The following is a 13,581-nucleotide window of genomic DNA, read 5'->3' on the forward strand; positions in this document are numbered from 1 at the left end:
CCGTATGGATTTCGAACCGATCGCCGTCGTCGGCCGGGGCTGTGTGCTGCCCGGCGCTCTGGACCCGGACACGTTCTGGGCCGGGATCGCGGCCGGCCGCACCAGCCTGTCCGCCGCCCCGGCGGGGCGCTGGCGGGTCCCGCGCCCCCAGGTCATGGGCTCGGTGGGCGACTCCGTGGACCGCACGTGGAGCGAGACCGGCGGTTACGTCGAAGGGTTCGAGTCCGTCTTCGACCCGCGCGGCTTCGCGATGGCTCCGGAGGAGATCCGTGCGCTGGACCCGCTGTTCCACTGGGTCCTGTACGGGGCACGGCAGGCCCTCACCGAAGCGGGCCGCCTCGGTGCGCTGCCGCGCGGGGGCCTGGTGCTGGGCAACCTGTCGTACCCGACGGAGTCCGGGGCGGCCTTCGCCGAGCACGTATGGCTGTCCGCGCAGCGGCCGGCGTTGCGCGACGCCCTGCTGAGAGGTGCGCGCCGGGCCCGTCCCGATGCCCGCAACCGCTTCTCCTCGGGGCTGCCCGCGGCGCTCGCGGCACGGGCGCTCGGGCTCGGGGCGGGAGCGTGGTCCCTCGATGCCGCCTGTGCCTCTTCGCTGTACGCGGTGAAGCTGGCGTGCGACCGGCTGCACGACGGCACGGCGGACCTGATGGTGGCGGGTGCAGTCAGCCGGCCCGACCCCCTCTACCTCCACGTGGGGTTCTGCGCGCTGTCCGCGACCAGCCGTACGGGCAGGTGCCGCCCGTTCCAGCAGGACGCGGACGGGCTGGTGCACGGCGAGGGCGCCGGGTTCGTCGCCCTGATGCGGCTGCCGGATGCCCATGCCGCCGGCCTTCCGGTGCTCGGCGTGGTCCGGGGTGCGGGGCTCTCCAACGACGGACGGGGCGCCGGACTCGTCAGCCCGTCCGAGGAGGGCCAGGTGCGGGCGATGCGTCTGGCGTACGAACGGGCGGGCGTGGCCCCCGAGTCGGTCGGGCTGGTCGAGTGCCACGCGACGGGGACACCGGTCGGTGACGCCGTGGAGGCGCGGGCCATGGCGAAGGTGTTCGGGGCCGCAGGTGACATGCCCATCGGCTCCGTGAAGTCCAATGTCGGGCACCTGCTGGCCTCGGCGGGCATGACCGGCCTGCTCAAGGTGCTCGGCGCGCTGCGGGCGGGGGTGCGTCCCGCGACACCGGGCGGCGGAGGACGGCCGCTGGACGCGCTGGCGGGCACACCGTTGCGGGTGCTCGCGGAGCCGGAGGAGTGGTCGGGCCGGCGGAGGGCGGCGGTGAGCGCCTTCGGCTTCGGCGGTACCAACGCCCATATGATCGTGGACCATCCGGACGAGGTGGTCCGGCCCGCCGTGCCCCGGCCGGCACGCGCGTCGGCGGCATCGCGGAACCGAGAACCCGTGGCCGTCGTGGCGATCGGTGCCCGGGTGGGCGACGGGACGTCCGCCGAGGACTTGCGCCGCGCCGTCCTCGGCGGCGAACGGCGAGGCCCGGTCACGGAGTTCGCCGTGGGGCTGAAGGACCTGTGCTTCCCGCCGCTGGCCCTGGAGCGGACCGTACGCCATCAGCTCCTGGTGCTGGAGGCCGCCCGGGAGGCCGCAAGGACAGTGTCCCTGCCGCGTGAGCGGACCATGGTGGTCATCGGGATGGGCGTGGACCCGGAGGTGGCGCGCGCGGGTGCCCGCTGGCGGGTTCCGCACTGGCTGGAGGAGGGCGGGCAGGCGGGCGCCGTGCCGGTGGGCCGGGCGCGGGACGCGTTCGCCCCGGCGATGACGGCGGAGGGGGTGGTGGGAAGCATGCCGAACCTCGCGGCGAACCGCATCAGCACCCAACTCGACCTCGGCGGACCCGGATTCACGGTGTCGGCGGAGGAGGCGTCGGGGCCGGTCGCCCTGGAACTCGCTGCCCGGGCGCTGCGTGCGGGCGAGGCCGACGCGGCGCTCGTGGGCGCCGCCGACCTGTCCTGCGAGGCGGTGCACCGGGAGGCCCTGCGGGAGTTGGGGCACGGCAGCGAGCCGGGGGACGCGGCCGTCGTTCTCGTACTCAAGCTCCTGGACACCGCGCGCAGGGACGGTGACACGGTCGTCGCGCTGCTCGACGAGGGGGGTGAGGACGAGCCCGACATGGTCATCGGTGACGGCCCCGACGCGGTGTTCGACCCGTCGGCAGCCTTCGGGCGCGCTCACGCCGCGTCCGGGCTGGTCTCGGTCGCCGTCGCCGCGCTCGCCCTTCAGCACCGCGCCGTGCCCCGTCCGGACGGCCCCGCCGACACCGGGGCGGTCCCCCGCACCGCACGGATCGAGGTGGCACCGCTGGCGGGGCCCGCCGTGCACGTACGTCTGCGCGCGGGCGACGCGCGGCCGTGGCTGCGGGGGCGGGCCCCGGGTCTGCATGTGTACTCCGGTGCGGATCGCCGTGAGGTACTGGCCGCGCTGGACTCCGGTGTGCGCTCCGCTGCGGGGCCGGCGCGGCTTGCGCTCCTCACCGAGGACGGCCGTGTGCCGGCGGAGCGCGCGGAGGCGGCGCGCCGCTGGCTGACCGGGGGCGGGGCGAGGCCGTCGGGTGTGCGGTACCGGGACCGGCCGGTCGAGGGGCGAACGGCGTTCGTCTACACCAACGGCTCGGCCGCGTACGAGGGCATGGGCCATGAGCTGATGCTCGCGCTGCCCTCGCTCGGCGAGACCGTACGGGACACCCATCAGGACGTCGGTACGCGGTTCCGGTCCGGGCCGCGCCACGGGGTGCTGCGGCAGATCTGGTCCGCCGCCGAACTGGCGGTCTGCCACACCGTGTTCAGCCGGGAGGTGCTGGGCCTTCGTCCGGATGCCGCGCTCGGCTACTCCTCCGGCGAGTCGACCGCACTGGTCGCGCTGGGGGCCTGGCCCGATGCGACGGGGCTGTACGAGGCGACCCGGGACAGCGGCCTGTTCACGACCGAACTCACCAGGGAACTCCGGGCGGTCCGGCGCCACTGGCAGCGGCACGGCATCGAGGGCTCCCGGTGGTCGAGCTACCTGGTCGGCGCCGGGGCGGAAGCGGTCCGCGCCGCGCTCGCCGGGGAGCGGGCCGTCCACCTGATGGCGGTGAACGCCCCCGGCGTGTGCGTCATCGGCGGCGAGTCCCGGGCGTGCGCGGCCGTCGTGGCGGGGCTGGGCGCGGAGTTCGCCGTCGAGCTGGACTACGACATGGCGGCCCACGCACCGGAGCTGGCGGAGGTCCGCGAGGTGTGGCGAGCGGCCCACCACCGGCCCACGTCGCCGGTGCCCGGGGTGCGGTTCTACAGCGGGGCCACCGGGCAGGCGTACGTGCCGACGGCCGACCGGGCGGCGGACGCGATCACCGCTCAGGGCATGGGCACGATCGACTTCGCGGCCACGGTCGAGCAGGCGTGGGCGGACGGGGTCCGCGTCTTCGTCGAGCACGGGCCGCAGAAGCTGTGCACGGGCTGGATCAGGCGGGTGCTCGGCGACCGGGAGCATGTGGCGGTGGCTCTGGACTCCCCGCAGGACACCGGTCTGCGGCAGCCGTGCCTCGCGGTGGCCGAGCTGGTCGTCGCCGGAGTGCCGGTGCGTGCCGAGGAGTTGCCGGGGCGGCTCGCGGATGCCGCATCGGAGCTGCCGGACCCCGGTCCGACCGTGACATTGCGGACGGTCGCGCCGCCGTCTCTGCCCGAAGTGGAACCCCCGGTGCCGGTCCTTCCCCGGGCGCCCCGGCTGGCTCCGGTTCCGGCCCCCGGGCCGGGACGGCCGGCGGCCTTTCCGGTGCCACGGACCCGCGTCGTGGAGGAGCGTCCGGACCGTGCGGCGCCTTCCCCCGTGGCAGGAGCCGAGGGTGCTCGGACCGCCGTCGCCCGGCTGGGTTCGCGGGCCGCCGAGCTGCATCAGGAGGTGATGGCCCTCCACACCGAGAGCCACCGGCGCTTCCTGCGCACGTCGGCGCTGGCCCTCGCGGCGCTGACGCGCACCGGGACGCCGGCTCGCACCCCCGGACCGGTACACCCGGCCGCACCCACCGTGCGCCGCACGGCCGCCCCGCTCGCCCTGCCGGCCCCTCAGCCGCCGGGGCCCGGAGGGCCGGCACGCCCCTCGGACCCCCCGGCCGCACCGGCGCCGTCGCACCCGATGCCCGGGCCGGCGTTCGACCGTGCCCAGCTGGAGTACCTCGCGAAGGGGAGGATCTCCGCGATGTTCGGTCCCCGCTTCGCCGAGCAGGACGGATACGCGGTGCAGACGCGCATGCCCGGACCGCCGATGCTGCTCGCCGACCGGGTCACCGGCATCGACGCGGTGCCCGGGGCGCTCACCCTGCCTGGGCCGGTGCGCACCGACGGCAGGATCTGGACGGAGACCGACATCCTGCCGGACAGCTGGTATCTGGACTCCACGGGTCGCATGCCGTCCGGGCTGCTGATCGAGGCCGGGCAGGCCGATCTGCTCCTGCTCAGCTGGCTGGGCGCCGACCTCCTGAACCGGGGCGAGCGCGCCTACCGGCTGCTCGGCTGCGAGGTCACCTTCCACGGTGCCCCGCCGGGTGCCGGTGACACCCTGCGCTTCGAGATCCACATCGACGGCCACGCGGAGGCCGACGGTGTGCGGCTCGCCTTCTTCCACTACGACTGCTTCGTCGACGGCGAGCTCCGGCTCAGCGTCCGCGAGGGCCAGGCCGGCTTCTTCACCCCGGAGGAGCTGGCCGACAGCGGCGGCGTCCGGTGGGATCCGGCCGGGCATCCGCCCGGCGACGGCCTGCCGCTCGACCCGCCGGCCGTCCCCTGCGGGCGGAGCCGGTTCGACGCGGAGGCGTTGCGGGCCCTGGCGGAAGGACGGCTCGCGGACTGCTTCGGACCCGGCTGGGAGGCGACCGCTGCCCATGTCCGCTCGCCGAGGCTCGACGGGGAGCGGCTGCGGCTGCTGGACGAGGTGAGCGAGTTCGATCCGGCGGGCGGGCCGTGGGGCCGAGGCTATCTGCGCGCCGAGACCTCGTTGGACGCGGACGACTGGTTCTTCGCCGGGCACTTCCACAACGACCCCTGCATGCCGGGCACGTTGATGCTTCAGGGGGGCTCCAGGCGATGGCCTTCTATCTGACCGCCATGGGGTACACGGTCGCGCGGGACGGCTGGCGTTTCGAGCCGGTGGACGGGCAGCCCTACCGGGCGATGTGCCGGGGCCAAGCGACCCCGGGGGACGGGCGGGTCGTCTACGAGGTGTTCGTACGGGGTGTCTCGGCCGGTCCGGTGCCGACGCTCCACGCCGACGTACTGGGCTCCGTGGACGGGATGAAGGCGTTCCTGGGACGCGGCATGGCCCTGCGGCTGGTCCCGGACTGGCCCCTGACGCAGTGGCGGCAGACGGGTCCGCCCGCCGTCCAGACCGACGGGACCCCGCTGCCGCTCCCCCGGCTGGCCGGTCTCGTCGGACATCGCGAGGAGAGGCCGGTGGCCACGGCGGCCGACGGCTTCCGGTTCGGCTACCCCTCGCTGCTGGCGTGCGCCTGGGGCAGGCCGAGCGAGGCGTTCGGCCCGATGTACGAGCCCTTCGACGGCACACGTGGTGTGGCAAGGCTGCCCGGTCCGCCGTACCACTTCATGAGCCGGATCGTCTCGGTGGACGGGCCGCAGGGCGGGATGCGGGAGGGCAGTCGTGTCGTCGCGGAGTACGACGTGCCCGACCGCGCCTGGTTCTTCGGGCAGAGCGGTGGCCACGCCATGCCGTTCGCCGTCCTCATGGAGGTCGCGCTGCAACCCTGCGGCTGGCTCGCCTCGTACGTGGGCAGCGCGCTGACCACCGATGCGGACCTGCTGTTCCGCAACCTCGACGGGACGGGCACGGTCACCGGCGAGGTGACGCCGGCGACGCGCACGGTGCGTACCCGGGCGGAACTGACACGGCTCTCCCGCAGCGGGGAGATGATCATCGAGTCGTTCCGGGTGTCCTGCACGGCGGACGACGTGCCGGTGTTCGCGATGGAGACGGTCTTCGGGTTCTTCCCCCGGTCGGCCTTCCACGACCAGCAGGGTGTCCCCGTCACGCCGGACGACCGCGCCCGCCTCGCCGAGCCCTGCGACCGGGCCGTCGAACTGACCGCCCGGCCCGACCGCTACTGCGCCGGGGAGCTGTGTCTGCCGGGGCCCATGCTGCTGATGCTGGACCGCGTGACCGGGTACTGGCCGGAGGGCGGCAGTGCGGGGCTCGGGCGGCTGCGGTCGGAGAAGGATGTGCGCCCCGAGGCCTGGTTCTTCCGGGCCCACTTCTTCCAGGACCCGGTGCAGCCGGGCTCTCTGGGGGTCGAGGCGATGTGCCAGCTCCTCCAGTTCCATCTGCTCGAACGCGGTGCCGCCGAGGGCATGCCGCGTCCCCGCTTCGAGCCGGTGCTGCCGGACCGGGAGACGGCGTGGACGTACCGCGGCCAGATCACCCCGGCCCACCGGCTGATCCGGGTGGACATGGACATCGTGGAGAGCGGCCGGGACGCACGGGGTCCTTACGCGGTGGCGGACGCGACGTTGTGGGGCGACGACATCTGCATCTACCGGGTACGGGGGCTGGGCATGCGGGTGGTCCCGGCGGCGGGCGGGTGAGGATAAGCACGCCTCGGGGGCCCGCCCCTCCTTGACCTCAAGTCCGCTTGAGTTCCTAGCGTGTTGCCCGGTCAGTCATCTGCCGACGGGAGAACACGCTCATGATCCTCGTGACCGGAGCGACCGGGAACATCGGAAGCGCACTGCTGAAGGAGCTGCACGATTGCGGCGCGGGTCCGCTCAGAGGGCTCACCCGTGATGCCTCACGGGCCGCGTTCCCCGCCGACGTCGAGCTGTACGAAGGCGATTTCGGAGTGCCCGAGTCGTTGGAACCCGCGATGGCCGGGGTGCGGTCGCTGTTCCTGCCGTCGCGCGTGGGCCCGGACGCGGACATTCTCGCGGCGGCCCGGCGCGCGGGTGTGGAGCACGTGGTGCTGGTGTCGTCGATCACCGTCCGGACGCATCCCCACCTCGGGCCCGCCGGCGAGAACCTGGCGGTCGAGCGGCTGCTCAAGGACAGCGGCATGACATGGACCGTCCTGCGGCCGACCCAGTTCGCCTCGAACGCGCTGATGTGGGCCGCGTCGATCCGCGCCGGGGAAACGGTCCGCGCACCGTTCGCGGACACCGGGCTGCCCACGATCCACCCGGCGGACATCGCGTCGGTGGCCCGGGTCGCGCTGACCGAGCCCGGCCATCGGGGGCGGGCGTACGCGCTGACCGGTCCGGAGCCGGTGTCGGCCCGGCAACAGGTGGAGGCCATCGCGGCGGCCGCCGGGCGGGAAGTGCCGTTTACCGGAACGACTCGGGAGGAGGCCCGCGGATGGATGGCCGAGGTCTTCGGGGAGGAGGCGGCGGACGCGGTCCTCGATGTCACGGGCGGCGACGTCAACGACGAACTGCTCGCCGTCCGCGACACCGTCGCACACCTCACCGGGGCACCGGGCCGAACGTTCCGGCAATGGGCCGAGGAGAACGCCGCAGCCTTCCGCTGAGCCCCCCTGCCCATACTATCGAGTTTCGATAGTTTTCCATCGCAACTCGATGGAAGGGTAAGGCATGGGACGGCTGACCGTGGGCGCGCTGCGCGTCCTGCTGGCGGTGGTGTTCGCCGGCACCGTGTTCGTACAGGTCGGCATGGCGTGGACACTGATCAGCGGAAACGATCCGGAGGACGGGTCGATGCCGCTGACCTCGCTGCGCGTGCTCACGATGGTGGGCATGGTGGCGGTCCAGGTCGTCCTGGTCTGCGTATGGCGGCTCGTGGCGATGGTCCGACGCGGCACCGTGTTCTCGCACGCCGCCTTCCGTTGCGTGGACGGCGTGATCGGCGCGATCACCTCGGCCGCGCTCGTATGGTTCGCGGTCACGGCCGTCAACGCGCCCGGCCAACGCGACGACCCGGGCGTCTCGGTCATCATGGCCGGGGTGGGCGCGGGCATCCTGGGCGTCGCGCTCATCGCGCTCGTCCTGCGCACCCTGCTCACCCAGGCCGTCGCCCGCGACACCGAAGCGGCGCGCCTGCGCGCCGAGCTGGACGACGTGATCTGACTCCGGTCACCACGCGACCCCGAGAACACCGCACGGTTTCGACTCTTCGCGCAAACCCCTTGCCCAATGGTCAAGAAACGTTGACCATTGGGGTCATGCCAACCGACGAACTCCCCGAGACCTTTCACGTCACCACGGACGAGCAGCTGCGTGCCGTCTCCAATCTCACGCGCCACAGGATCATGGCCGCGCTCCGCTTCGAGCCCGCGACCATCACCCAGATCGCCGAGCGGGTCGGCCTCGCGAAGGGGAGTTCGAGCTACCACGTACGGCTGCTGGAACGGGCCGGGCTGATCAAGGTGGTGCGGACGCGCAAGGTCCGGGGGGTCACCGAGCGGTACTACGCGATGGCCGCACGATCCGTTGAGCTGCCCGACCCGGGCGAGGGCGGGCCGGATGTGCTGATGCGTCACGCGGTGGCGGATCTGGAGGCCTCACCCGCCGACGGCGAACGTCACGTACGAATGGCCCATCTGCGGCTCACCGACGAGCAGTTCGCAGAGCTGGGGGCGCGGCTGAACGCCCTGGCGGACGAGTTCCGGGAGCTGTCAGACCCCGCACTGCCGGACACCTCGCTCGTCTTCGCACTGTTCCACCCCGCACCGGTCAGGAACTCCGAGGGGGAGATCAAGTGAACGCGAGAGCAATGAAGTCACCCACCGGGTTCGGACGGCTGTGGACCGCTCAGACCGTCTCCTCACTCGGTGACGGGGTGACGCACGCCGCCCTGCCGCTGATCGCGCTGACCCTGACGCGGGATCCGATGGCGCTCGCCGTCGTCACGGCCGCGGGGACGCTGCCGTGGCTGTTCTTCGGGATACTCGGCGGTGCGCTGGTGGACCGCTGGGACCGCCGGCGCACGATGTGGGTCGCGGACACGGTACGGGCGGCACTGCTCGCGATCCCCGCGGTGGCGGCCGGGCTCGACGTACTCAGCATCCCCCTGCTCGCGATCGTCGCCTTCCTGCTCGGCCTCGGCGGGCTCTTCTTCGACACGGCCGCCACGGCGTACCTGCCGGACCTGCTCGGCCGCGACCCGGCACTCCTGGAGCGGGCCAACTCCCGCTTGCGCGGCGCCCAGACCGCGATGTCCGGTTTCGCGGGGCCGCCCGCGGGCAGCGTGCTGCTCGCGCTCGGACGGGCGGTTCCGCTGGTCGCCGACGCGGTGTCGTTCGCGCTCTCCGCACTGCTGGTACGTACGCTGCCCGCCATGCCCCGGCCCGTGCCGGAGGGCCGCGAGTCGCTGCTCGCGCAGGCCCGGGCGGGTGCGTCCTACGTCTTCCGGAACCAGTTGCTGCTGGGGCTCGCGCTGCGCCCCGCCGTCGGGAACATCGCGTTCCTCGCCGTGGAGACGGTCCTCGCGCTCTTCGCGCACGACCGCCTCGGCATCGACACGTACGGCTTCGGCCTGCTGCTCACCGCGGAGGCCACCGGTGGCCTGCTCGGCGCGGCCATCGCCTCCCGGCTGGGCCGCCATCTCGGCACGGGCACGGCCCTGACCTGCACGGCCGCCGTCGAGGGCCTCGCGATCCTGGGCCTCGCGTCCTCCTCGAACCCGTACGCGGCCGGGTCGGCCCTCGCCGTCTGCGGGGCCGCCATGGGCGCGACGATGGTGCTCGGGCCGTCCCTCCGGCAGGCGATCGTCCCGGGCCACCTCATGGGCAGGGTGGCCTCGACCTCCCGCATGCTCGCGATGTGCGCCGCCCCCATGGGCGCCTTCCTCGGCGGCTGGCTGGCCACCGCGTACGACATCCGGACCCCGCTCTACGCCGCCGCCGCGCTGCTTCTGACGATGACGGCGGTCACCGCGTCCATGACCAACAACCGGCGCGTCGAGGCGGCGCTGCGGGCGGCGTCGCCCGCCGAGGCGGACGCCCCGGCCGATGAGCCCGCCCGGTGAGACGCCCCCGGGCGCGGCGTCACCGGCCCTGTTCGGCCAGCGTGTGGGCGACCAGGGCGTTGGCGTGGCCGTGACCCAGACCGTGTTCGGTCTTGAGCCAGTTGACGAGCTCCATGTGCTTGGTGAGGTCGGACGCTCGGATCATCTCCTTCCAGTCGTCGACGGGGCGCCCGTACTTCTTCTCGATGGAGGGGAAGTAACTGGCGGGTCCCTTGACCTGTGCGGTCATGCTGATACCTCTTCCTGGTGTATGTGGGTGTGCTCGGGGCCGGTTACTTGGCGTGCTTGCCGCCGAAGAAGTCGGCGAGTGCGGGAGCGAGGTTCTTCGGTTCGATGGTGTGCTCCTCGCCCGGGAAGACCCTCAGGCTGAAGTTGTCTCCCGCGGCGACGAGTTCGCGCGCACCGGTCAGCATGTGCGGTGCGCCGGCGTCGCCGCTGCCGACGAGGACGGGTACGGTCACGGACGCCCAGCGCTCGACCGGCAGGGGGCGACCGGACATGGTGTCGCCCATGATCCGCCCGTCGTACGGGAGGGTTCGGGCGACGGCCTCCATGCCGGCCCAGAACGGGGCGTGGCGCATGCCCGCGACGGCTTCGTCCGGCAGGCCCACCGCGGCCGTCATGAAGTAGGCGGCGGCTTCTCCGTACGCCTCGCGGCCCACCAGCTCCGACAGGTGCTCCACGTAGTCGGTGGGCAGCGGCGGCCGGCTGTCGTCGGTGACGAACGGCGGCTCGTACAGCGCGAGGCGCGTCACCGGACTGCCGTGAGCCGTGGCCTCCAGGGCCAGTACCGCGCCCGAGGACATGCCGAAGAGCATCGCGGACCCGCCGCCGGGGCCCTCGACGAGCGCGTCGATGTCCTCGATCTCCCGCCGTACCTCGTACGCGGGACTGTCCCCGCTGTCTCCCCGGCCACGGCGGTCGTACGTGATCACCGTGAAGTCCTCGGCGAGCAGACCGGCGAGCTCGGCGGAGGCCGCCCCGGTCATGAAGGCACCACCGACGAGGACCACGACAGGGCCGTAGCCCCGCTCCTCGAAGGCGATGGTCGTGCCGTCGGCCGAGACGACCTTGTCCACTGTCCTGCTCATCTGTCATCCCCCATGGATGTGTCGCTGCCATGCCTCACAGCCCGCAGCGAACCGCCACGGCTAGAACTGGACGGTACAGTACTCATGCGAGTACTGATCAGTCCAGTACTGTTCTCGATGGCGGACAGGGCGGACGAAGAGAGGTGGCTAAGATGGACAGCCGGTCAGCGCGCAAGCACCAGGCGATCCTGGAGGCCGCGACCACCGTGTTTCTGAACAAGGGGTACGCGGGGACGAGCATGGACGACATCGCGAAGCTGGCCGCGGTCTCGAAGCAGACGGTCTACAAGCACTTCGCGGACAAGGAGAAGCTGTTCGCCGAGATCGTGCTCGCCACCACCGACCGCATCGACGCCATGGTCGACCTGGTGGCCGCCATCCCGGCCGACGCCGCGATGCTCGACGAGAACCTGACCCGTCTCGCCCGCCAGTTCCTCACGGCTCTCACCCAGCCGCCGGTGATCCAGCTGCGGCGCCTGATCATCGCCAACGCCGACACCTTCCCGGAGTTGGGCGCGGCCTGGTACGAGCAGGGGTTCGAGCGGGTCCTGGCCACGCTCGCGGACACCTTCCGGCGCCTCACCGACGCAGGGCTCCTCAAGACACCCGACCCGGTGCTGGCCGCGCACCACTTCTCCGGGCTGCTGCTGTGGATTCCGGTGAACCGGGCCATGTTCCACGGCAGCGCGCAGCACACCGATGCCGACCTGGACCACTACGCGCAGGGCGGCATCCGCGCCTTCATGGCCGCCTATGCGTGAGCCGCCCTCGGGCGCCACCAGCGGGCGGGCAGGAGGGCGGCCAACGCGGCACCGGTCGCGTTGACCGGGACGTCGTCCGCCGAGGACACCCTGCCCAGTCGCTCTGCGTCCGCGTACCAGGAACCACACCGTCAGCATCCGCAGGACGAACGGGGCGACGTCCGGTACGGCTACACCCGGCCCGTGGCGAACAGTTCGAGGTGCCCGCACTTGGGGCAGCGGAACGCCTCGATCTGCCGGCGCGGCCGCCCCATGCGCTTGGCGCCGCCGAACACCCCCCGCTCCAGCGCACCCTCGATCCAGCGGGCGTATCCGCGCGAGTGTTCGCCGGCGTCTTCGATGAAACCGTCCTCCAGACCGACGGTTCCGCAGTGGGTGCACCTGAGGTTGTTCATGCCGCGAGTGTAGGGAGCGGGCCGACCCGCCAGGCTCGTGGGCCGTCAACGGTTGCGTAACCAGTACACGCGAACCGCCCCGCCCGTGGGTGGGCCGCGCCGAACAGGAGCGCGACGGCGGCGGACGGATGCCCCGCGCCGGGCCGGGGCAGACTGCCCGTGACCGCCACCAGCGCGCCCACCAGAACCCCGGAGTCGCAGCATGTCCCAGACCGGCCGCCTGTCGGACGTCCTCGTCTACACCCGTACCGCGGCCTACCGCCACGACTCGATTCCGGCGGGGCGGGCGGCCCTGCGTGAGCTGGGCGAGGAGCACGGGTTCGGTGTGGAGGCGACGGAGGACCCGTCGGCCTTCACCGACGCGTCCCTGGCGGGGCGCGACGCGGTGGTCTTCCTGTCCACGAGCGGGGACGTGCTCACGCCGGAGGGGCGGGACGCGCTCCGGCGGTGGGTCGCGGACGGCGGCGGCTTCATGGGGGTCCATTCCGCCGCGTGCACCGAGTACGACTGGCCCTACTACGGCGAGCTGGTGGGTGCACGCTTCGCCGGCCATCCCGCCTTCCAGCCCGGGACCGTGCGGATCGAGGACCCGGATCACCCGGCGACGCGCCACCTGCCACGGCGGTGGGACCGGGAGGACGAGTGGTACGACTTCCGGAGCAATCCGCGCCGCCCCGGGGTCCGGATCCTGGCCTCGATCGACGAGACGGGGTACGAGGGCGGCGGCATGGGAGCGGACCACCCGCTGGTCTGGTGCCGGGAGTCCGGCGCGGGCCGCTCCTTCTACACATCATTGGGCCACGCGGAGTCGGCGTACGACGACCCGGCCTTCCGCGCCCACCTCCTCGGCGGGCTGCGGTGGACGGCCGGCGGCTGAGCGAACGGAAAACGAGGGGACGGGGGCGGCGCCCTCTCGGCAGAATGTCCGGGCTCGGTTCCCCACGCGATTGGACCACCCGCCATGCCCCGTGCCGTCACCCTGATCCGCTCGGCCGCCCTGTCCGATGTCGCCGAGTACGCGTACGCGGCCACTGCGCCCGCCGAGTCCCGGCTCATCTTCCTCGCCGGGGCGTGCCCGTTGAACGACGACGGTTCGACGGCGGCGTTCGGGGACTACGCGGGCCAGGCGCGCAAGGCCGTCGAGAACATGGAGACCGCCCTGCGTGCCGCCGGCGCGTCGATCCAGGACGTCATCAGTACACGGGTCCTCGTGGCGTCGAGCCGCCAGGAGGACCTGGTGAAGGCGTGGGAGGTGGTGCGGGACGCGTTCGGCGAGCACGACGTTCCCAGCACGCTGATGGGTGTCACCGTGCTGGGCTACGCGGACCAGCTCGTCGAGATCGAGGCCGTCGCCGCCGTCCTCGACTCCTGATGCC

The 13,581-nt window shown here is 72.9% G+C and carries 10 protein-coding genes and 1 pseudogene; 8 read left to right on the forward strand and 3 right to left on the reverse strand.

Annotated features, from left to right (window positions below; genetic code table 11):
• Positions 1–4: 4 nt before the first annotated feature.
• The 5 genes and pseudogenes from BLW14_RS01020 to BLW14_RS01040 all read left to right on the forward strand — a co-directional run.
• Positions 5–6,567, forward strand: a pseudogene (locus BLW14_RS01020) (hypothetical protein); the annotation flags it as partial.
• 101 nt (positions 6,568–6,668) lie between these two features.
• Complete coding sequence (locus tag BLW14_RS01025; RefSeq protein WP_093703341.1) at positions 6,669–7,502, forward strand: NAD(P)H-binding protein; 834 nt, start codon at positions 6,669–6,671, stop codon at positions 7,500–7,502.
• A gap of 64 nt (positions 7,503–7,566) precedes the next feature.
• The gene (locus BLW14_RS01030; RefSeq protein WP_093703343.1) at positions 7,567–8,058 is read left to right on the forward strand and encodes a DUF2975 domain-containing protein; all 492 of its coding nucleotides are present in this window, start codon (positions 7,567–7,569) and stop codon (positions 8,056–8,058) included.
• Positions 8,059–8,153: 95 nt separating this feature from the next.
• Positions 8,154–8,693 (forward strand): transcriptional regulator, encoded by a 540-nt coding sequence (locus tag BLW14_RS01035; protein ID WP_093703345.1) that lies wholly within the window; start codon positions 8,154–8,156, stop codon positions 8,691–8,693.
• Positions 8,694–8,704: 11 nt separating this feature from the next.
• A complete protein-coding gene (locus tag BLW14_RS01040) occupies positions 8,705–9,958 on the forward strand; it encodes an MFS transporter (protein WP_093703347.1) in 1,254 nt (417 codons plus the stop codon).
• Positions 9,959–9,977: 19 nt separating this feature from the next.
• Here the strand turns inward: BLW14_RS01040 and BLW14_RS01045 are convergent, their stop codons facing one another.
• Together BLW14_RS01045 and BLW14_RS01050 are read right to left on the reverse strand one after the other, a co-directional pair.
• Positions 9,978–10,187, reverse strand: a complete 210-nt coding sequence (locus tag BLW14_RS01045; protein ID WP_093703349.1) for a DUF4287 domain-containing protein — start codon at positions 10,185–10,187, stop codon at positions 9,978–9,980.
• Positions 10,188–10,230: 43 nt separating this feature from the next.
• The gene (locus tag BLW14_RS01050) at positions 10,231–11,049 is read right to left on the reverse strand and encodes an alpha/beta fold hydrolase (RefSeq protein ID WP_256332630.1); all 819 of its coding nucleotides are present in this window, start codon (positions 11,047–11,049) and stop codon (positions 10,231–10,233) included.
• A 152-nt stretch (positions 11,050–11,201) separates the two neighbouring features.
• On the opposite strand from BLW14_RS01050, the gene BLW14_RS01055 reads away from it, so the two are divergent.
• A complete protein-coding gene (locus BLW14_RS01055; protein WP_093703353.1) occupies positions 11,202–11,810 on the forward strand; it encodes a TetR/AcrR family transcriptional regulator in 609 nt (202 codons plus the stop codon).
• 170 nt (positions 11,811–11,980) lie between these two features.
• Here the strand turns inward: BLW14_RS01055 and BLW14_RS01060 are convergent, their stop codons facing one another.
• A complete protein-coding gene (locus BLW14_RS01060; RefSeq protein WP_093703355.1) occupies positions 11,981–12,205 on the reverse strand; it encodes a hypothetical protein in 225 nt (74 codons plus the stop codon).
• 202 nt (positions 12,206–12,407) lie between these two features.
• On the opposite strand from BLW14_RS01060, the gene BLW14_RS01065 reads away from it, so the two are divergent.
• Both BLW14_RS01065 and BLW14_RS01070 read left to right on the forward strand, forming a co-directional pair.
• Positions 12,408–13,082 carry a ThuA domain-containing protein gene (locus BLW14_RS01065; RefSeq protein ID WP_093703357.1) on the forward strand — a complete coding sequence of 225 codons (675 nt, stop codon included), beginning with the start codon at positions 12,408–12,410 and terminating at the stop codon, positions 13,080–13,082.
• Positions 13,083–13,166: 84 nt separating this feature from the next.
• Entirely contained in the window at positions 13,167–13,577 is a 411-nt protein-coding gene (locus BLW14_RS01070; RefSeq protein WP_093703359.1) for a RidA family protein, read from the forward strand.
• The last annotated feature ends 4 nt before the right edge of the window (positions 13,578–13,581 follow it).

The organism is Streptomyces sp. 2131.1 (assembly GCF_900105515.1).
GTDB classification, from domain to species: domain Bacteria; phylum Actinomycetota; class Actinomycetes; order Streptomycetales; family Streptomycetaceae; genus Streptomyces; species Streptomyces drozdowiczii.